The organism is Kamptonema formosum PCC 10802 (genome assembly GCF_000332335.1).
In the GTDB taxonomy this organism is placed as follows: domain Bacteria; phylum Cyanobacteriota; class Cyanobacteriia; order Cyanobacteriales; family Oscillatoriaceae; genus Oscillatoria.
Genome location: NZ_KB235948.1, coordinates 4,065,873 through 4,085,301 on the forward strand (window position 1 = coordinate 4,065,873; position 19,429 = coordinate 4,085,301).

Annotated in this window: 14 protein-coding genes; 9 read left to right on the forward strand and 5 right to left on the reverse strand. The window is 54.7% G+C overall.

Going from position 1 to position 19,429, the window contains the following annotated elements:
* The first annotated feature begins 139 nt into the window (after nucleotides 1-139).
* On the forward strand, nucleotides 140-1,312 hold the full coding sequence (locus tag OSC10802_RS0117530) for an LL-diaminopimelate aminotransferase (protein ID WP_017718071.1): 1,173 nt from the start codon (nucleotides 140-142) through the stop codon (nucleotides 1,310-1,312).
* A gap of 43 nt (nucleotides 1,313-1,355) precedes the next feature.
* Here OSC10802_RS0117530 and OSC10802_RS0117535 read toward each other — a convergent pair whose 3' ends face one another.
* The gene (locus tag OSC10802_RS0117535; protein WP_017718072.1) at nucleotides 1,356-1,763 is read right to left on the reverse strand and encodes a hypothetical protein; all 408 of its coding nucleotides are present in this window, start codon (nucleotides 1,761-1,763) and stop codon (nucleotides 1,356-1,358) included.
* A gap of 740 nt (nucleotides 1,764-2,503) precedes the next feature.
* Here OSC10802_RS0117535 and OSC10802_RS0117540 point away from each other — a divergent pair.
* The 5 genes from OSC10802_RS0117540 to OSC10802_RS0117560 all read left to right on the forward strand — a co-directional run bounded on the left by OSC10802_RS0117540 (nucleotide 2,504) and on the right by OSC10802_RS0117560 (nucleotide 6,137).
* Entirely contained in the window at nucleotides 2,504-2,728 is a 225-nt protein-coding gene (locus OSC10802_RS0117540) for a type II toxin-antitoxin system Phd/YefM family antitoxin (RefSeq protein WP_017718073.1), read from the forward strand.
* Nucleotides 2,728-3,114 carry a type II toxin-antitoxin system VapC family toxin gene (locus tag OSC10802_RS0117545; protein WP_017718074.1) on the forward strand — a complete coding sequence of 129 codons (387 nt, stop codon included), beginning with the start codon at nucleotides 2,728-2,730 and terminating at the stop codon, nucleotides 3,112-3,114. The genes OSC10802_RS0117540 and OSC10802_RS0117545 overlap by 1 nt, the downstream gene beginning before the upstream one ends.
* A gap of 144 nt (nucleotides 3,115-3,258) precedes the next feature.
* Nucleotides 3,259-3,819, forward strand: coding sequence for a Uma2 family endonuclease (locus tag OSC10802_RS0117550; RefSeq protein WP_017718075.1), 561 nt, complete (start codon nucleotides 3,259-3,261; stop codon nucleotides 3,817-3,819).
* Between the two features lie 988 nt (nucleotides 3,820-4,807).
* The gene (clpS, locus tag OSC10802_RS0117555) at nucleotides 4,808-5,089 is read left to right on the forward strand and encodes an ATP-dependent Clp protease adapter ClpS (protein ID WP_017718076.1); all 282 of its coding nucleotides are present in this window, start codon (nucleotides 4,808-4,810) and stop codon (nucleotides 5,087-5,089) included.
* A 193-nt stretch (nucleotides 5,090-5,282) separates the two neighbouring features.
* Nucleotides 5,283-6,137: a CPBP family intramembrane glutamic endopeptidase gene (locus OSC10802_RS0117560; RefSeq protein WP_017718077.1), complete on the forward strand. Its 855-nt coding sequence runs from the start codon at nucleotides 5,283-5,285 to the stop codon at nucleotides 6,135-6,137.
* A 170-nt stretch (nucleotides 6,138-6,307) separates the two neighbouring features.
* On the opposite strand, the gene OSC10802_RS0117565 is transcribed toward OSC10802_RS0117560, so the two are convergent.
* From OSC10802_RS0117565 to OSC10802_RS0117575, 3 genes are all read right to left on the reverse strand, one after another.
* Nucleotides 6,308-6,946 (reverse strand): pentapeptide repeat-containing protein, encoded by a 639-nt coding sequence (locus OSC10802_RS0117565; protein ID WP_017718078.1) that lies wholly within the window; start codon nucleotides 6,944-6,946, stop codon nucleotides 6,308-6,310.
* A gap of 77 nt (nucleotides 6,947-7,023) precedes the next feature.
* Nucleotides 7,024-8,433 (reverse strand): DICT sensory domain-containing protein, encoded by a 1,410-nt coding sequence (locus tag OSC10802_RS0117570; protein ID WP_017718079.1) that lies wholly within the window; start codon nucleotides 8,431-8,433, stop codon nucleotides 7,024-7,026.
* Between the two features lie 133 nt (nucleotides 8,434-8,566).
* The gene (locus OSC10802_RS0117575; protein WP_017718080.1) at nucleotides 8,567-10,144 is read right to left on the reverse strand and encodes a photosystem II high light acclimation radical SAM protein; all 1,578 of its coding nucleotides are present in this window, start codon (nucleotides 10,142-10,144) and stop codon (nucleotides 8,567-8,569) included.
* A 319-nt stretch (nucleotides 10,145-10,463) separates the two neighbouring features.
* On the opposite strand from OSC10802_RS0117575, the gene OSC10802_RS0117580 reads away from it, so the two are divergent.
* The 3 genes from OSC10802_RS0117580 (at nucleotide 10,464) to OSC10802_RS0117590 (ending at nucleotide 12,020) form a co-directional block, all read left to right on the forward strand.
* A complete protein-coding gene (locus tag OSC10802_RS0117580; protein ID WP_017718081.1) occupies nucleotides 10,464-10,853 on the forward strand; it encodes a DUF1830 domain-containing protein in 390 nt (129 codons plus the stop codon).
* A 90-nt stretch (nucleotides 10,854-10,943) separates the two neighbouring features.
* A complete protein-coding gene (locus OSC10802_RS0117585) occupies nucleotides 10,944-11,381 on the forward strand; it encodes a DUF4079 domain-containing protein (RefSeq protein WP_071593318.1) in 438 nt (145 codons plus the stop codon).
* A gap of 78 nt (nucleotides 11,382-11,459) precedes the next feature.
* A complete protein-coding gene (locus tag OSC10802_RS0117590; RefSeq protein ID WP_017718083.1) occupies nucleotides 11,460-12,020 on the forward strand; it encodes a hypothetical protein in 561 nt (186 codons plus the stop codon).
* 71 nt (nucleotides 12,021-12,091) lie between these two features.
* On the opposite strand, the gene OSC10802_RS44520 is transcribed toward OSC10802_RS0117590, so the two are convergent.
* The gene (locus OSC10802_RS44520; RefSeq protein ID WP_017718084.1) at nucleotides 12,092-17,902 is read right to left on the reverse strand and encodes a PAS domain S-box protein; all 5,811 of its coding nucleotides are present in this window, start codon (nucleotides 17,900-17,902) and stop codon (nucleotides 12,092-12,094) included.
* Between the last annotated feature and the right edge of the window lie 1,527 nt (nucleotides 17,903-19,429).

A 19,429-nucleotide genomic window follows, 5' to 3' on the forward strand; every position in this document is an offset into this window, starting at 1 on the left:
GGGTGCGTCACGACTTCGATAAAATCGACCCGGAGACGAGCGGGAATTCTTCACACCGGCTCGCGGGTGAGAGAGCCCAATTAGCGGTAAACTGTGTAATGGTTTTTACAATTATCCCGCTTCTCGCGCTTCAGCCCCCATGCAGTTGGCCCAACGCTTAGACAAAATTCCCCCATACCTGTTCGCTGAACTTAACCGCAAAGGCAACGAACTCGCCGCCAAAGGGATTGACATCATTCACATGGGCGTGGGGGACCCAGACAGGCCCACTCCCGCTAGCATTCTGCAGGCAATGCATGAGGCGATTGACGATCCCTCCACCCACAACTACCCCCCCTACCAGGGAACGCAAGCCTTCCGCGAAGCTGCTGCGGCGTGGATGGAGCGCCGGTTTGGCGTAACGGGTTTGAACCCCAATACAGAAATTGTTTCTTCCATTGGCTCAAAAGAAGCCATCCACAATACTTTCCTGGCTTTTGTAGACCCGGGGGACCTGACCGTGATTCCTGACCCAGGCTATCCCGTCTACCGCACTTCGACGATTTTTGCCGGCGGCGAACCCCACACTGTGCCCCTGCTCCCTGAAAACGGGTTTTTGCCGGATCTGGACGCCATTCCCGAACAAGTGGCCACAAAAGCCAAGTTGCTGTGGGTCAACTATCCCAACAACCCCACCGGCGCTGTAGCCACTCTGGAAGATTTCGAGAAAATGGTTGCATTTTGCCGCAAATATGATATAATGCTCTGCCACGATAACGCTTACTCGGAAATGGCCTATGACGGTTACAAGCCGCCAAGCGCACTCCAGGTTCCGGGGGCAAAGGATGTGGCGATTGAGTTTCACAGCCTGTCTAAGTCCTACAATATGACCGGCTGGCGGATCGGTTTTGTCGCCGGCAATGCCATCGGGATTAAGGGACTCGGACAAGTCAAAACGAATGTGGATTCCGGGGCATTTAAAGCAATTCAGCAAGCTGCGCTTGCTGCCTTTAATACCTCCCCGGAAGACCTGCAAGGGCTGATGTCCGTTTACCAAAAACGCCGGGACATTACTGTTGAAGGATTGCAATCTCTGGGCTGGAAAATTCAGCCGCCTAAGGCAACTCTCTACGTGTGGGTGCCGGTGCCCAAGGGCTATACTTCCACTGAATTTGTCACCCTCCTGCTAGACAAATGCGGTATAATTGTTCCCCCAGGCAATGGCTACGGCGCAGGCGGTGAGGGCTTTTTCCGCATTGCTCTGACTGTGCCCGACGAGCGGATGCGCGAAGGAATTCAGCGGATGAAGGATGCCGGCATTCGGTACGCCTGAGCTTTTTTGGATTTTTAACGAGGGAGAATCTAAAATCTAAAATCTAAAATCTAAAATCATTTGGGTGGGCGGTGCAGACTTGCTGGATAAAATTTCTCAGCTGCCGGTGGGCAATAATTGGGGCGTCCGCCGGCTGGTTTTTTGTTTCTGCTTGCAGCTGAGCGAGCAGGGGAATAATTTCTGTATCGAGAGCGGGGCGAAATAAGCTCACAGGCAAGAGTATATCCGCCCCTTGGCGCAAGTCGTACAGGACCGGGGGTTCTGGGGAGAGCGAACCGGCATCGGGACTGGTGCCGGCGGGCCACACTGCAAGCGCCAGCGGACGCCCCCAGCACATTTGGCGCACTCTGACAATATCTATGACTTCTGCGTACAGGACGCTGTGCTGGTGTTCCAGGGCAATAATCTGGCTGTGTTGAAATGTGGGCCGGCTAGTCGGTGCTGCCTTCATGAGCGCAATGTAAAGATTTTGGGCTTTTTCTCATTGTAGGGGCCGGCTGTTGCGGCCAGCGCGTTCCCCTGACAGGGGGTTAGGGAAATCCCCCCGCTGCGGTTCCATGAGGCGGGTTGGGGGGAATCGGGTGCCGGCACCGCAAGATATAGCAATAAACAGTGAGTTTAGGACCTGGGCATTGCGGCGGGAGTTGGGCACTGGCATCATCGCATCATCGCATCATCGCATCATCGCATTATCGCATCATCGTATCATCGCATCATCGCATTATCGTATTGAGCATCATCGCATCATCGTATTATCGTATTGAGCATGTATCTGAGAGTCTTCCTCATGCGCCATACGCCATACGCCATGCGCCATGCCATTAATGTCCTAATCTAAGTGAATACTGCTATACTCCAGCGGCGATGATTGCCGAGCCTGCTTTTTTGCATGGAGAGCACCGGCAGCTACACGGAAAAGCACTGTTTGCTTAATTTGAAAACCGATAAATTCCCGCCTCCGCCTTCCTGGAGTCAGCCCTGATTCCAGACTTGTTTGGGTCAGTCTTTCTGGCCAGAGTTCTGACTTGAAAAGGTTTGTAGTAGGGCTAAAGCCCTACCGGCGGGTCTTCCGCCCTTGCAAGTTGTCTTATGTGGCGGTGTGCGCCGCAAGATAAGCGACTGCCCCCGACTTCTGTCACCCCTGCTCTCTTAATGGTATCATCATAAAATAAACTGGCAGATAAACGAGCTATGCAACACATAGATATCGCTGAAGCGACCCCGCAGTTGAGTTCATTACTGGCCCTGGCAATCGGAGGCGAAGAAATTGTGATTACAAAAGATGACAGGCCGGTTGTCAAACTGCTGCCGGTGCCCCTAGTCAAGCGCCCCCGCCAGCCAGGGAGCGCTAAAAATATGATAACATTGTCTGGCGACTTTGACAAACCTATAGAAGATTTTGAGGACTATCTGTAATGAGACTGCTGCTGGACACTCATACTTTTCTTTGGTACATCAGCGACAGCCCGCACGTCAGTGAGAGCGCGCGGGAGCATATTGACAATGAGCACAACCAAATTCTGCTCAGTGCGGCGAGTGTCTGGGAAATGGCGATTAAGCACAGTCAGGGCAAGCTGAATTTAACGATGTCTTTTGAAGTGTTTGTGTTGCTGCAACTGAGGATGAACGATTTCAGGCAGCTGGAGATCCAAAAACGCCATATTGATGCTGTGGCAACTCTGCCTTTCCACCATCGAGATCCGTTCGACCGGCTCCTGGTTTCCCAGGCGATGGTTGAGCGCATACCGATCCTGAGTGCGAATTCCGCCTTGGATGCCTATCCGATTCAGCGGGTGTGGTAAGGGCGAGGGGCTGGGAAAGTATTGCTGGGGTTTATAGTGGGGGGTGTCTGTCATGCCGGTCAGGGGTGAAGCCTGCTTCCAACACCAAATTCGTCTAGAATAGTGTCGGGAGCGGTTACCTTTTGCTTCGAGAGAGAGTTTTTTATGAATTTAACGGTAAAAGACCTAGAGAGGCTACAAAGCAAGCTCCAAGAGGAGGGACTCGATTACCAATTGGAACTGGTGGGCGGTAAAATTATGGTTATGGGGCTTGATGATGTGAGAGCTAGCGAAGTGGGCGCTCGATTAATTGCGTTTCTCAATATCTGGATAATGCCCCGGAAATTGGGGCGAGTCACAGGGGCGGCGGCGGGATTTCTTTTGCCCAACGAAACGGCTGACTTACGCACTTCTGATGTCTCGTTTGTCAGGGCAGAACGTCTGAAGCGCAGCCCCCGGACTTTTGCGGAATTGGTTCCAGATTTAATCGCAGAAATAAAATCCAATACGGACAGGCACGAGGCGCTGCGAGAGAAAATTCAATCGTTTCTAGAACTGGGAACCCAAGTGGGGATACTAATTGACCCGGACAGGGAAACGGTGACTGTCTGTCGCCCTGCGGGGGAGCCGGTGGTGCTGAGCAATAATGACATTTTGACGATTCCGGAGTTATTGCCCGGGTGGGAGCTGCCGGTCTCTCAATTGTGGCCTCCTGAATTTGAATAGGGCAATTGATATCTATTAGGGATTAGGGATTTGGGATTTCCCCCCCCGAATTCAAGAAGGTTTCGTCGTGCGGTTAAAATACTATAGCAGTCCTAAATTATAGCAGCAGTCATATTGGTTAGGGCACGGAGGGAACGCCTGCCCAACGTCGAGATATCGTAGGATAGGCGATCATTCCGACGAGCGTGTCTGAACTTAAGTGAATATTGCTAGATTTGCGCAACCGCTGGGGGACGATAACCCCAGTTTCTTTAAGAAACCGGGGGTCTAAAATTTATACGAAGGTTATTGACGCGCTATATCTCTCTCAACTTAGTAAGCGTTTAGGCTTGTAATCTTCCTATCTGCCCAAAGGAGGCAGAGGCTCCAAGAAGGCGTTCCCAGGCTCCGCCTGGAAGGGATAGAGATGTAAGCGTGCGATCGCGTCTCTGGGCCCAAGCTTATTAGAGAACGGGTCGGGGGATCTGCGGGGAAGGCTACACAAACATAGTCGCGCGGCACTGTAGGGGAATGCCGCGCGGCATAGGGCTTCCCGCAGGGGAACCCGCAAGGCAGGGGTTTCAACAAAGCAGCACATCTGATACAGATGGGAGCATCCCGACGTAGGACCGGCCAGAACGCCTGTCCCATCCCCCCGCCCTCACCCCACCGCGCCACCCGGGAGCCGGCAATTTGCGCATCCCCCTACTTGACATTTATGTTTTCTTGTGCTATGTGTAGGGATTCACAAACCCGGTTTCTTGAAGAAACCGGGTTTCTAGCCCCTCACTCTTCCAGAAACCGGCTTTCTGAGCGCTGGCGCTCCCAGCAAAAGGGTGTGTCCCCCAGCTGCCGGTGCGGAGCCGCCCCGCTCCCTCACCCCCTCCCCCTCACCGCAAATGTACGGTTATCCGAAAAACAGGGGGAGTTGACGAATGGGACGTTATAGGAGAATCTTATCAATATAAGGGAAACAATTGTAAATAACTGAATAGAGGGGATAAAAGCAGTGTCAGTCGAAACCGTTGAGAAGCGTTCAACAGTTCGCAAACTCGCACCGCGCTATCGCGTCTTGCTCCACAACGACGACTTCAACTCTATGGAGTACGTGGTGAAGACTCTGATGAAAACCGTGCCGGGGCTGACTCAGCCTCAAGCTGTCAGCATTATGATGGAAGCCCACACCAACGGGATGGCCTTAGTGATTACCTGCGCTCTTGAGCACGCCGAATTTTACTGCGAAACGTTGAAAAACCACGGACTCACCAGCACGATCGAGCCTGATGAGTAATCATAACGCCTGATGCTCTCTCGTTCCCAGCCACCGCCTGGGAAGTTTGTAGTTGGGCTTTAGCCCAAAGTTTGTAGTTGGGCTTTAGCCCAAAGTTTGTAGTTGGGCTTTAGCCCAAAGTTTGTAGTTGGGCTTTAGCCCAACCAGATCGCCTGCTGCCGGCCAATTGCAATCCAAAATTTGATATACCGAATTGAAACTCAACCCCATCCAAATAGCAGGCTACCCAGCACCGGCACGACTGGCAATCTTTGTCCTGGCATTGCTCTGCCTCTGGGTGCCTTTTGCCGCTCCACTTTACGCCCTCGTCAGCGATAGCAACCTGGTTAGTATCCTGACTATGGTGATTTTATACGGGGAATTTATCTTCCTCGTGCGGTGGTGGGGACGTCAGGTTTACCGGCAGCCTCACCTGCTGCGCAGCTATGGCTTGCAACCCACAGGTCAGAATGCCCGAGAACTCCTCCAGGGTTTAGCAACCGGCTTTTTCAGCCTTCTCGCCATATTTGCCCTGCAAGGAATGCTGGGCTGGCTTGTCTGGAAAACCCCAGATATTTCTCTCCCCAAAATCATCCTCGAAGGCTTAATCGTCTCTCTCGGCGTCGGTTTTGCCGAAGAGTTGCTATTTCGCGGCTGGCTGCTAGACGAGTTGCAGCGGGATTGCACTCCCACCGCGTCACTCTGGGCGGACGCCACGATATTTGCCCTCCTGCATTTTATCAAACCGGCAGCAGTCATGCTCCGCACTCTGCCAATATTTCCCAGTTTGCTGGTGCTGGGTTTGGCACTGGTTTGGGCAAAACGCTCCTGCTGCGGACGCCTCGGACTGCCGGCGGGACTCCATGCCGGCCTCGTCTGGGGCTATTATATCATCAACGTCGGGCAGCTTGTGCGATCTTCTGGCAAAGTTCCGGAATGGGTGACAGGCATTGACCGCAACCCGCTTGCCGGTATTGCCGGTTTGCTATTCCTCGGCGCTCTCGCCTTCTTTATGTGGGGAGGTTCTCGGAATTTTAAACGGCAGATGGACGCAGGTGAACGCAAATAAAATGTTAGGCTAATTATGTTGCATCTGGTCGAAAGGAGGCAGAGCCTCCAGCGCTGGGTTCCCAGGCGGAGCCTGGGAACGAGGTTAACCTCTTTCTCCCCCTCGCCGCGTGCGGGGAGGGGGTAGGGGGGTGGGGTTCTTTCCTCAATATGCAACACCGGCGCGAAACTTCAAACCGGCTGAGGGACAGAAGTGCCCGCCAGACAGGCACCTGCAATATTCACCCCCTCCAAATTCGCGCCTTCTAGCTCAGCGCAGAGCAGGTTGGCACCGGTCAAATTCGCACCGGCAAGATTTGCGCCCCGCAAGTCCGCCTCTTCCAAATTCGCCTCACTGAGGAGCGCCCCTTGCAAATCGGCTCGCGTCAAGTCAGCGCCGGTGAGATTCGCGCCGGTGAGGTTAGCGCCCCGCAAGTCCGCACCCCGGAAATCGGCACCCTGCAAGTTGACATTCATCAGGTTCGCCCCGCTCAAAAAAGCGCCGGCGAATGACGCCATGTTCAGCCTCGCCGCCATCAAATTCGCCCCCCGCAAATTCGCCCCCCGCAAGTCAGCCCCTGTCAAGTCCGCTTGCATCAAATTTGCTCCCAGCAAGTTCGCCCGCAAGTCCGCCTCTACGAACTGCGCGCTCAGCAAATTCGCTCCGTCAAGACGAGCTCTTTCCAGATTCGACCGGCAGAAATTCGCCCCCACGAGACTGGCACCGGCAAAATTAACTCCCTTGAGTGTTAAACCTGACAAATCTTCGTCTTCTAGATTTGCTCCGGCTAATTGCTTTAGTTTTCCTGAGCGAATTTCTTCCAGGTTCATGCTGCTTCCCAGTATTGTTCTATAAATTTTGTAACCGCCTATACGCTCTTGAAAGCCCAGTTGATAAGGCTAACTTTTCAACCGGATGTGGTGTAAGTGCTGCTGCTGCCCGTTTTGGTTTCGCTATCTGTGGGGAAGTCTAGCAGCCACATGGCACCTGTGACTTTGGGTGAAGTCACCGGCAAGCTCAGCCCCTGCTGCAGCCCCATCACCAAAAGGGCTAGGGTGTCTGCCAGTTTGGGGTCCCAGCGCGAGCCGGCAGCCGCCTGGCACTCCGCGAGGGCTTGCGCGGCGCAAACAGCCGGATTTTCGAGCGTGCCGGCGCTGCGGTAGCCAGCCGCTCGCTGCTGGAAGTCTGCGGCTAGCCCCAATATTCTGGATTCTAGGGGAATTTCCTCACCGGCAAGACCGGCAGGCTGTCCGCGTCCGTCCCACCATTCCGTTTGATGAGTTAATATGTGTGCCACGGCTCGCAGTTGGGGCATGCGGCGCAGCACCTGCACTTCTGGCACGAGGGGGCAGCTGGGGGCTTCTGCTGCGTGGTGGGAGGAGGTGGCCAAAACGCTCTGTACGCCGTGCCAGGGTTCGAGCCGGTGCAGCAAGCCGGCAAGGCGCAGCCGCTTCATTTGCCAAGCCGGCAAATCCAGCAGCTGTCCGATCATTTCTGCCAGCGCCACTACTTCTGCCGCCGCCATCGGGTTGGTGGCGTCTGCCATATCCATCCGCTGTGCCATGCGCAAATACGCCTGAATTTCGTTGGAAACCAAGTTGCGCTCCAGGGCTTGCGGGTGGGAGGATTCAGGAGTCTCCTGTTCGCCCCGCTCTAAATCGTGCTCGTTCGCCTGCAGGTAGTCTACCACACGGCAGACGATTTCGCCCAAGTCGTCGCGCCGGGAGGCACTCGCCTCAGCGGTTAGGGCTTCGACTTGAGCGGTTAGGGTTTGCTGGAGTTCGGGGCTGTATTTGCCGATATGGGCGATAGCTAACTCTACCGTCTCTCTGACGAGTTCCGGCTCAAATGTCCACAGCCCGTAGAATTTGCGCTCCAAATCGTCTGGCGGGGGACCTGCCGGTCCGTAAGAAGCCGGTTCGAGTTCTTGACAGAGTACCATCGCCGTGTAGGTTGGCGACAAAATCATCAAGTGCCACTCTTGCGCCACTGGATCTGTAGCGTCTAAACTCACTAAGTCCACATTCGGCAGCTGGCTGGTGGGGTGCTCTCGCCAGCTGGTATCCGGCGCTGCCATAATCACCACTTGCCGAGCCTTCTGTGCCAGTTCGCCGTAGCGCTCGGCTTCTTGCAAGTACCATTTGCCTTGCTGGAAGGCGGCGATCGCGATTGGCGAACTGCTCGATGTCAGGATGCAGTCCTCCAGGGCGTGGCACAGGGAAACCAAGGTGTTTTTGTAGTACACCCCAAATCTTATAGGTCTTTTGCCGGTGCGGTGAGCGGCTTGCAGCTGCTGGAGAATAGAGCCTTTTAACATTTATTTACATCAAATGAGAGGCTTTTATCGATCAAAGTATGGCAGAAGTTGGCCTGCTTTTGTTGCCGGTCTGAGGGCGAAATGCTGGGGCTGGGGGGTGGGGTGCGCGCGCGGGGGGGCGCGCACCTTAGGTTTAGCCCGCTGCCACCGGCACTTTTTCCCTCTCCCTCACTTCCAGCGGCGCACTCAGGGCTTCTTCCAAATCAGCACACCCCAGCCTTTCTTCGAGAATCCTCATCACTTCGCGCCCGAAATCGCCCGGATTGCGACGCCAAGCTTCCAGGCACACCTCCCCGAAAAACGAGCCGAGCGGTTCTGGATTCCACAGCAGCTTCCTTGCCGTCCAAGGCATCAAGCTCATCGGGTCGTAACCGGGCTTGAGAATCTCCTTCTTAAATGCATACTCTTCCAAGTGGGTGTGCGGCTGCAAGCCGATGAAGAAAATTGCCGGCTCGACTTTATCCTCGCCAAAAATCCGCTCTAGCTCCCGGTGGTAAGCAACCGTCTGGCGGATGGTGTCATAGGTTTCGTCTATCACATTAAACGAGTAATTCACAGAAACCAAGTCGCTGAAACCGGCAGCCTTCAAGTCGCGGCAGTTTTCCAGCACCGTGCGCAGGTTGTAGCCCATGCGCATCTTGCGAACCAGTTCCTGCGAGCCGCTGGTGATCCCGATTTCAAAGTAATTCATGCCGGTTCTCACCATCAAGTCGCACAGCTGGGGCGTCAAGTTGTCCGCTCGGATGTACGCCGCCCACTTAATATCCGCCATGCCGGCATCGACGATTTTCTGCAGCAGCTCTACCGCATCGTCAATAAACTTGCGAGCCGGGATAAACTGCGCGTCGGTAAACCAGAAGTTGCGGGCACCCCGATCGTAGAGCTGGCGCATCTCCGCCACGACTTCATCCGCTGGGTTGATCCGCACCTGCTTTCCTTCAATCACCGTATAGACACAGTAGCAGCAGTTGTGCGGACAGCCGCGCTTGGTTTGCACGCCGATATAGAAGTCCCTGTCTTCCAGGTAATACTGAAATTCCGGCCAGATGCTTTCTATATAATCATAGTTGCAGGCTGTTTTCTCTATTGGGGTGGGGCGCTCGTGTATCATCCGCTCGCGGGGCGAAGTCTCTCCCGCCACATAGCAGCGCTCGCCGCTGAAATCCTCACCCCGCAGCAGTTTTTCCAGCAGCGCCTCGCCTTCGCCAACCGATATGACTGTCCCCGCCGGCAGGCTGCGCCCCAGCTGCTCGTAGAACACGCTGACCGCACCGCCGCCCACCACTGCGCGGGCGCGGGGATCGTATTTTTGCGCGCGTTTCAGCCCCCGCTTGATTAACCCCTGGTTGCGCCACAGTTCGGTGTAGTACGCCGTCGTCACGCGCAGCCCCCCCAGAGCGCCCCGCAGCTTGACCAGCGGGTTCTTAGCGTAGTAGAACTCAAAGGCGTTCTGCAGGGGATTTCCGCCTCGCCCTCCCACCGGCGCATAGATTTGAATGTCTCGCCAGGAAAATACCAGCAGTGTGGGCTGGAACTCGTCTACGCAAGCGTCCAGAGCGCTGGTGAAGTCCAGCGGCGGTACTGTCCCCAAGTCAAAGATGCGCTGCTCTACGCCTGGAAACTGCTTGTGGACGTGATCTGCCAGGTAGACAGCCCCGATCGGGAAGATGGGATTGCACGGGAGGCGAACGTAGAGGATGCGATCTTCCATACCAGTTGAGGGGTTACGGATTTCTGAAAGGTCTTTTCATATAACTTTACAATATCACTGCGGCTGTCTGGCGGGATCTGCGGGCGCTCCCCGGCGGGGTGAGCGGGCAGGGCAGCGGGGCAGCGGCAGCGCCTCTCGCTAGCTCATAGCATAGTGTTCGCTTTATGTCAACACCTCAAAAGATAGAATATAAGCGCGCTCTCTCCCTAAAAAAAAGATGGGGAATATCTGTTAGTTGGTAGTCAGGTTTACAACACGCGGGGATCGCAGAGTGTTAACCTTTGTATAGAAGTCGTTTGGTGCTAAGCTCCTCAGTCCCATGGTTCAAATTCTCGATCCCATACCTGCTGGCTACTCTGGCCAAATCCTCTGCTGCTACGTCAACGCCACGAGCAAAATCCAGATTGCTCGGATCACGAATATTCCCAATTGGTACTTTGAGCGGGTTGTCTTTCCCGGACAGCGCCTGGTGTTTGAAGCTTTCCCAGAAGCCCTGCTGGAAATTCATACAGGTATGATGGCTAGCGCCATTCTGTCGGATAAAATTCCCTGCCAGCGCCTGAGGATCAGTGAGGGGAACGACGCCACCGCTGAACCTGCCGGCGATCTCAAACAAGATCGCATCAATGTTAAACCGGAAACCGCTGCAGCTTCTAAAAGTCGCACCCCGAGACCTCTGGCGGCAGCTGCTTTAACCTCTGTGGATTAGAATCAAAATTTGAGATCATGGGGGGTTGCTGAAGCCAGCAATCCCATTTAGCTATCATTCAGGGGCTTCTCAACAGATGGGTGAACTGCGTTGAATCTCCCTTCCTTCCTCTGGTTGTGGAAAACAGCGGCTTGGGCGATGGGGCTCTCCCTGGTGGCCTACCTGCTGCTGGCCATAACCGGCCTTTACATATTTCAGTCGCGCCAGCACAGACGCCCTGCGTCCCGCAGGCTGGCTGACGCCCATTTGATCGCCGGCGGCGCTATGCTGGGCATGGTGTTGCTGCTGCTGGCAATTGGCATTGCCGGCACCCTGGGCCACTACGGCACCCTGGGCCATTCAGAACACCTGGCTGCCGGTTTGACTGCCGTGGGTTTAGTCTCCCTCTCCGCCTGGAGCGCCCTGCAAATTAGCCCCCAGCGCCCTTGGGCCCGCACCGTGCACCTGAGCGCCAATGCGGCACTTTTTGCCGGATTTGCCTGGGTGTCGTGGACCGGCTGGCTCGTCGTCCAAAAATATCTGCCATAACATTCTGCGCAGCAGGGACTGATTTATAAAGAAAAAGTCAGGAGTCCTGACTGCAAATTTATCAATCGCCAATTAACAATGAGCAATGACCTGCAAGAGCCGGCAACATTCCGCATTTCTCCCTTAATCCGGCTCACCCTGCTCAGCCTGTATGTAGCGCTCACCGTTCCCTTGCCTTTCCTGTCTGGGATCGCCGGTGCGCCGGTGCCGCCGGCACTCCTGTGGGCCGGTTTGGCGCTAGGAGGGTTGGCGCTCTATGGTGCCCTGAGCGAAAGAGTTATTATAGACGGAGAAGGAATTCATGTCAACTATCCAGCATGGGTTCCCCGTTTCTTTCGCAGGGGGTGGTCACTGCCCTGGTCAGAAGTGCGCGCCCTCAAACCCCGCAGCACCGGCCAAGGGGGGCTTGTTTACTACTTTCTCAGCGCGTCAGGCAAAGGCTACCTGCTGCCGATGCGAGTGGTGGGGTTTGCCAAGCTAGTCCGGCTGGTGGAAGCCAGAACCGGCATTGACACGACGGATGTCCGCCCCCTGGCGCAACCGTGGATGTACTTAATTTTGCTGGGATTTACCGTGCTGCTGCTCGTGGTTGATGCCTGGACAATTTCCACTGCCCTCACTCAGGGGAATTTGGTTTAATTATGAACCGCCATAGACGCCAAGGACGCCAAGAAGAAAGATTTCCTTGGCCCTCTTGGCGTCTTGGCGGTTTATTTTAAATGGCGCACCGGCAGCTCAATGACAAACTCCGTCCCCTCGCCGGGTGCGGAAAAGCAGGCTAAATTGCCTTTGTGTTTGTCCACCACAATTTGAAAGCTGATGCTCAACCCCAAGCCGGTGCCAGATCCGATAGGTTTTGTGGTGAAGAAAGGGTCAAAGATGCGCATTTTAATTGCATCGGGAATGCCTGGACCGCTATCGGAAATTCGGACAGCGGCACGCTCGCCATCGAGAAGTTCTGTGCGAATCAGGATCGCAGGCTGCTGAGAGTGTGTCTGGTGCCCTTCTTCCAAAGCGTCAATTGCATTTGCTAAAATATTCATAAACACCTGGTTTAGCTGACCGGCATAGCACTCCACCTCAGGGAGCTGGGTGTACTCTTTGAGGACCCGAATTTCGGGACGCTTAGATGTTGCCTTCAGCCGGTGCTGCAAAATGAGCAGGGTGCTGTCGATGCCGGTGTGAATGTCAACCGCTTTCATCTCCGCTTCATCCAGGCGGGAGAAGTTGCGCAAGCTGAGGACTATTTCGCGGATGCGGTTCGCCCCCTCTTTCATGGAGTTGAGCAGTTTGAGGAAGTCGGCTTTTAAGAACTCCAGGTCGATCGCGCCCAGCTCCTCTTGGATTTCCGGTGCCGGTTCGGGATAGTATTTTCGGTAGAGGTCCACGAGGCGAAGCAAGTCAGAGGTGTAGTCAGTGGCGTACTTGACATTGCCGTAGATAAAGCTTGTGGGGTTGTTTATTTCGTGGGCGACACCGGCAACCATTTGTCCGAGAGCGACCATTTTTTCATTTTGAATCAGTTGAGTTTGGGTGGAGCGCAAGTCGCGCAGGGCGGCTTCCAGCTGCGTGGCTTTCTCTCGCTCTCGCGCTTCGCTTTTCCGCAGGGCTTCTTCAGCCAGCCGGCGCTCAGCGATTTCTGTTTGGGCTTGTTGAAAGAGCGTGGATTGCCCAATAGCGATGGCGAGCTGCACCGCCAGCTGTCTGAGCGACTCTATCTCGTAAGAGCGCCAGTGTCTCGCCCCGCTGCACTGGTGGGCGATGAGCAGCCCCCACAGCCGATTTTGGGTTTGGGATTTGGGATTTGGGGCTGAATCGCCTGACTCCGAACTGCTTTTGAGGATGGGAACGACCAAATTGGCTTTGACCTGCAGCCGGCTCAGCAACTCAAGGTGGCACTCATTAAGACCGGCACTGTAAATATCATCGATTGCGCGAAACCGGCCTTTCTGGTAAAGTGGAACGTAAGTGCCGGCAAAGCACCGGTCTTGGATGTCAACTCCCAGAGTGGAGAGCCAGCCCTCGCCCACTGACTCGACGGTTACCGCACCGCTCCAGTCAGGATTGAACCGGTAAATGACTGTCCGGTCAGTTTGCAAAAATTGCCGCACTTCCCCCACAGCCGCTGTCAGGATTTCATCCAGGTTGAGGGAGGAGCGAATCCGCTCTTGCATGGCGAGCGCCAGGCGCTCCCGCTTGATTTGCAGCCGCAGCGTTTCCTCAACTTGCCTGCGCTGGGTGATGTCTTTGTGGGTTCCCGTCATCCGCACCGGCAATCCCAATTCATCCCGCTCGAAAACTTTGCCGTGAGACAAAAGCCACTTCCACTCGCCGGCTTTACTTTTCATGCGGAATTCGGCTTCAAAGACGCCGCTGCGCCCTTCCAGACAGTCGCTGAGCATTTGCATCACCTTTGGCAAATCCTGCAGGTGTATCAGCCGCTCGAAGGACTGATAGCTGTTCTCAATTTCTCCCTCCTCGTAGCCTAGCATTTTTTTCCACTGCGGGTCGAAATAGGTGGCTCCCGTGCTAATATTCCAGTCCCACAGCCCTAGGGCACTGCCTTCGATGGCCATCTGCAATCGCTCTTCGCTTTTGAGCAGCGCTTCTGCGGCTCGTTTGCGCTCAATCCCCAGCGCCACCTGGTCTGCAACCGAGCCCAGAAAGTCGCAGGTATTTTCGCTCAGGGGGTGTTTGGCGAATATGGCCATCACGCCGGCGAGCCTGCCTTCCACAACCAGGGGGTAGCCGGCGAAAGCCACCATCCCCTCTCGCCGCGCCCAGTCCCAGGTGCTAGCGCGAGGGTCGTTTTGCAGGTCATTGGTCAGGTAAGGGGTGCGGTTGGCGGCAATTAAATCAATTTTAATGGTGCCTGCGGGTATTTTAGCCTGAGCGCCGCCGGTGTGCGCGGATATGCCGGCACTGGCTTGCAATTCCAAGACGCTTCCGTCCGGACTGAGGGTCCAGATGCGCGCGAAAGCCGCATCCAGGTGATCGACGAGCGCCTCGCCGCACCGGCGCAGCATCTCGGGCAAATCGCCCCCCTGAGTTAGGGCTGTGCCTATATCATAGCGGAGAGCGGACTGTCGCGCTCTTTCAGCTAGCGTTTCTGCGGCTTGTTTGCTTTCGGTGATCTCAGCTGCGGTGCCGAGAATTTGCTGGACTCTGCCATCCGGGCTTCTGGCGAACACCGTTTCGCGGCTGTGAAGCCAGATCCACTCGCCGGCGGCGTTTCTCATCCGGTACTCGAGTTCGAGGATTTCGCCGTCTTTGGCTGTATTGAGCTTCTGGAAATGTTTGGGTAATTGGACTAAATTGTCGGGGTGTATAATCGTGGGGAACAGTGCGGAGCCCATGTTTTTAATCTCTTGAGGCGTGTAGCCGAGAATCTCAGCCACTTCCCGATTGGCATAGACATTGCGCTGTTCTATTATATCATAAATATATAAAATGTGGGGGCTCGATTCGGCAATTTGCTGGACAAACCGCTGGCTGGCTCGCAGGGATTCCTCTGCCTGTTTGCTTTCGGTTATGTCCCGCCCCACGGCGTAGATTAAACCCTCTTCGACAAAGGGCGCAGCTGTCCAGGAAAACCACCGGTAAGACCCATCGGTGCGCTGAAACCGGTTATCTAGTAAAACGGTGGGAACCCCAGCGTTCAGCTTGCGGATTTCGGCGAGGGTGGCTTCCCGGTCGTCGGGATGCACGAATTCAATAAAGGGTCTTGACAGAAGTTGCTCTTCAGTGTAACCTAGGTGGGTTTGCCAAGCTGGGTTGAGCCGTTTTAGATAGCCGGTGAAGTCGGCGATGCAGAACAAGTCTAGGGAGAGGGTGAAGAAGCGATCTCGCTCTGCTTCTGCCCGCAGCCGTTGGGTGATGTCAATGGAAATGCCGCCCACCGCGTAGGGGGTGCCGGTGGCGTCGCACAGGGGGAATTTGGTGGAAATGTAGGTGTGCAAGCCGTCGTTTTGGGGGGCGACTTCCTCCCACTGTGCCGGTGCTGAAGCCGCCAGGACCGCCAAGTCATTCGCCCGAAACTTGTCAGCTATCTGTCTGGGGAACACCTCCCAGTCTTTTTTGCCTTGAACCTCTTCTCTGCTGACGCCAAACAGAGTTTCAAACTGCCGGTTAATCAGCAAGAATCGCCCGCCTGTATCTTTCGTGTAAATCACCGCTGGGGCGTTGTCCAATATGGCGTTGAGTTGCTGCTGACTTGAGCGCAGCGCTTCTTGCGCCTGTTTGCGCTCGCTGATGTCTCCCACGACAGCAATCAGGTACTTCGCCTCCCCGGATATATCGCGCACTGCGGCGATGCTGGCGCTCACCCACACCGGCGAGCCATCTTTGCGGAGGTAGCGCTTCTCGAAGGAGACATTTTGAATCTGGTTTGCTAAAATCTGTTTGTGGCAGTCCAAATTGGCGCTCAAGTCTTCTGGGTGGGTGATGTCCTGAAAGTTTAGCGCCGGCAGTTCTTCTGGCGCGTACCCAACCGTGTGGCAAAACCCCCGGTTGGCGCTGAGAAACTGACCGGTTGGGCTGAGCAGGGAAATCCCCACAGCAGCTTGCTCGAAGATAGCGCGGAATTTCTCCTCGCTTTCCCGCAGCGCCGCCAGCGCTTGTTTGAGTTCGGTGATGTTTTGCGTCATCACCAAACCGGCAGTGATTTGTCCGCAGTCGTCAAACACCGGCACTGCGCGCACCTGGTATATCTTCTCGGCGCACTCCTTTTCAAATACGGTAGGGTTTCCTGCGAGGGCTTTCCTGTACACTGGCGCGATTAAGCGGCACACTTGGGGGGGGAAACACTCGCCCAAGGTTTTTCCTTCCAGGCGTTCTTTAGAAAGTCCCAATTCTGCCAAACCCGTACCGTCAGCCAGGATGTGGCGGAGATTGGCATCGAACAGGATAACCGCGCCGTTTGGGAAGTTTTTGGTGAGGGTGCGGTAGAGTTCTTCGCTTTGGCGGAGGGCTGTTTCTGCGGCTTTTCGCTCTGTGATATCGAGACTGGTTCCGAAGATCTTCACGACTTGGCCATCTGCATTGAAAACCGGCTGTCCTTTTGTGGCGATACACCGGACAGATCCGTCGGGGCGGAGGATGCGCTGGTCAAATTCATAGGGTGCGCCGGCGGTGATGGCTAGCTGTAGGGCGCTTTGCAGGACTTGCCGGTCTTCGGGGTGGACGATTTGCAGGTATTCTTGATAGGAGGGGGCTTTCTGCGCGGGTTCCAGTCCGCAAATCCGGAAGATTTCTTCTGACCAATATATTTCGCCGCTGGCGATATCGAATTCCCAGCAGCCGGCGTGCGCCACGCGCTGGGTTTCGGCAAATCGAGCTTCGGTTTTTTGCAGGGAAGCGATTAATCGGGATTTTTCCCTTTCGGCTCTAACTGTGTCGCTGATGTCCCAAAAAATTCCCTGAACTCCGACTGTTTTCCCGCCGGCATCTCGCACCGGCACTTTTACGACTTGCAGGTATACTGTTCTGCCATTTTCAGGGTTATGCCCCTTTTCAATAGCCTCGAAGCTTTCTCCGTTTCGGATAACCTGAATATCGCCGGCGCGGGATATTTCAGCTAGCTCTTGGGGGTAGAAGTCGCAAGCGGTTTTGCCGGTTGCTTCTTGGAGCGTCACGCCCCAGGTGGCTAGCAGGGCTCTGTTGGCGAAGGTGATTCTGCCATTTAAGTCTGTGCGGTACAGGTATTGAGGTAAAGCGTCCGCTAGGGATTTGTAGAAAGCTTCACTCTGCTGTTTGGCTTTTTGGGTTTGGGCGCAATTTTTTGGCTCGCACCAGGCTTTTCCCACCGGCACCCTGCTGGAGGGGGTTCGGAAAACGGTGACAATTTCTCGAACTTTGCCGGTGTGGGGGTTGCGTACTGCGCGGCTGGCTGTTTCCAGTGCGATATAATGTCCGTGCCGGTGGCGGATGCGGCGGGTTGCTTTGATGCCGGTGTCGGGTGTGTCGTCTGGGTGGAAAAATTCCGCAGCGCTGCGCCCGAGAAGTTCTGCCGGCTCATATCCTAATAAAGTGCGACAGGCGGGGGAAACGTCAAGGAAATTTCCCTCGGGGGAATGCCGGCAAATCAGCTCGCTGACATTTTCCGCAACACAGCGGTAGCGCTCCTCGCTCTCTCGCAGCGCGGTTTGCAGGCGGGATCTCTCCACGGCGCAGCGAATGGAGCGCATTAGGGAGTCGCGGTTTGTGCTGGTTTTTACTATATAGTCTTGCGCCCCTTCTCGCAGCGCCTCTATCCCTTGATTTTCTGTTTCGGCGAGGGCTATCACCGGCACTTCTGGGGCTGCACTCCGGGCTTTTCTTAGAATATCCAATCCCTGCTCGTCTGGGTGCGACAGGGTGAGGAGCAGCAAGTCAAAGGGATTTTCCCGCAGCTGGTTGAGGGCTTCCGCCAGGTCTCGCACCGGCACGAGGGAAATCTGGCAAGTTCCTAAAATCTCTTGCAGGCGGCTAGCGTCAGTCTGGCTGTCTTCTATTAAAAGGGTTTCTATAGGCGCTTCACTCATCACAGGGATCTCTTAAATGCTGACTTACTGTATATAACTCTGTCGGGTATCGCTGGCAAGACAGCTGGATTTTTGCCTCACCGGCTCAAAGCCGCCCCTGTCTCACCCCGCCCTGACGCTGCGCGCTGGAAGCTCCTGTCAATTTTCCTTTAACTCTGGCTTGCTTTCCCCCCATTCGCTCTCTGTGTCACTCACTACTTTATTACAGCCGGCGTGCCAAAAGCAAAATCTATGCACCCCTCAGATGCATGCCCCTTAGCTTAACCGCAAAAGTGGCTGCCCCTGACGGCGGGCTTTTAGTATCTTACTCTAAAATTCGTACCATCGCCTATCTAGAAGTTCTGCCGCTGCACCGGCTCGCTTGTCCTGCCAAAAGTGCCTCAACCCCTCTGCCGGCAGCAGATCCCACCGTGCCGGTGTGCCTTACCTGCTTTGGGAAAAGCTGTACACTATTAACACCACTATTATCCCTCTTTTGTCACTTTGGGGCACTTTGACGAATTTGCGCTATTTCAGGCAACGACAGATCCGGCTTTCACCCTTGTTTGACAAAAGAGGGTTATGGCAGTATGCACTTAGGTTAGTACATGGGCATCATCGCATCATCGCATCATCGCATTCGGCATCACGCAAAAGCTGTGAGTCTTTCCCATGCGCATGAGCCCGATGCGCATGAGCCCCATAAGCCATGTCATTAATGTCTTAACCAATATGACTACTGCTATAACATGCCTCCCCCTGCCAGTTAAAGCCCCTTATCGCACTTGGGCTTTTTTGTCAAGCACCTCTCACCCCCACCCGCCAAAAACTCGTCACTCGTCCTAACTTTCCGCTGCCTGAGGAAACCGCACCGCTTGTGACAGTTAGCACGACAGAATCGGGGTTTCAACCGGCACTCCCCAGCCCCCCACCGGCTTTTTAGGGATTTAGGTTATAGAACCCCTCTATTATTGAAGTGTAACACAGCCCTCAAACGGCGCAAATTCGTTGCTACTTGCAATCGCTTCTCAATTTTTTTTTTAACCCAAGCTTAACCTTTATTTGTTCTTTGTATCAATACGCCGAGCCAGCATTACTTTTTCTTATACCTAGGGCCTCAGTGTCAGTAGGGGTGCCAGGTGCCGGAAAGCTGTACACTATTAAGATGCCTTATTATGCCAGTTAAAGCCCCTTATCGCACTTGGGCTTTTTTGTCAAGCACCTCTCACCCCCACCCGCCAAAAACTCGTCACTCGTCCTAACTTTCCGCTGCCTGAGGAACCCGCACCCCTTGTGACAGTTAGCACGACAGAATCGGGGTTTCAACCGGCACTCCCCAGCCCCCACCGGCTTTTTAGGGATTTAGGTTATAGAACCCCTCTATTATTGAAGTGTAACACAGCCCTCAAACGGCGCAAATTCGTTGCTACTTGCAATCGCTTCTCAATTATTTTTTTAACCCAAGCTTAACCTTTATTTGTTCTTTGTATCAATACGCCGAGCCAGCATTACTTTTTCTTATACCTAGGGCCTCAGTGTCAGTAGGGG

Bases quoted from the DNA above. Each gene is read 5' to 3' on its own strand.
- OSC10802_RS0117570 (WP_017718079.1), bottom strand. From the start codon at position 8,433: ATGTTAAAAGGCTCTATTCTCCAGCAGCTGCAAGCCGCTCACCGCACC.
- OSC10802_RS0117575 (WP_017718080.1), bottom strand. From the start codon at position 10,144: ATGGAAGATCGCATCCTCTACGTTCGCCTCCCGTGCAATCCCATCTTC.
- OSC10802_RS0117565 (WP_017718078.1), bottom strand. From the start codon at position 6,946: ATGAACCTGGAAGAAATTCGCTCAGGAAAACTAAAGCAATTAGCCGGA.
- OSC10802_RS0117535 (WP_017718072.1), bottom strand. From the start codon at position 1,763: ATGAAGGCAGCACCGACTAGCCGGCCCACATTTCAACACAGCCAGATT.
- OSC10802_RS44520 (WP_017718084.1), bottom strand. From the start codon at position 17,902: ATGAGTGAAGCGCCTATAGAAACCCTTTTAATAGAAGACAGCCAGACT.
- OSC10802_RS0117540 (WP_017718073.1), top strand. From the start codon at position 2,504: ATGCAACACATAGATATCGCTGAAGCGACCCCGCAGTTGAGTTCATTA.
- OSC10802_RS0117590 (WP_017718083.1), top strand. From the start codon at position 11,460: ATGAGCAATGACCTGCAAGAGCCGGCAACATTCCGCATTTCTCCCTTA.
- OSC10802_RS0117580 (WP_017718081.1), top strand. From the start codon at position 10,464: ATGGTTCAAATTCTCGATCCCATACCTGCTGGCTACTCTGGCCAAATC.
- OSC10802_RS0117530 (WP_017718071.1), top strand. From the start codon at position 140: ATGCAGTTGGCCCAACGCTTAGACAAAATTCCCCCATACCTGTTCGCT.
- OSC10802_RS0117545 (WP_017718074.1), top strand. From the start codon at position 2,728: ATGAGACTGCTGCTGGACACTCATACTTTTCTTTGGTACATCAGCGAC.
- OSC10802_RS0117550 (WP_017718075.1), top strand. From the start codon at position 3,259: ATGAATTTAACGGTAAAAGACCTAGAGAGGCTACAAAGCAAGCTCCAA.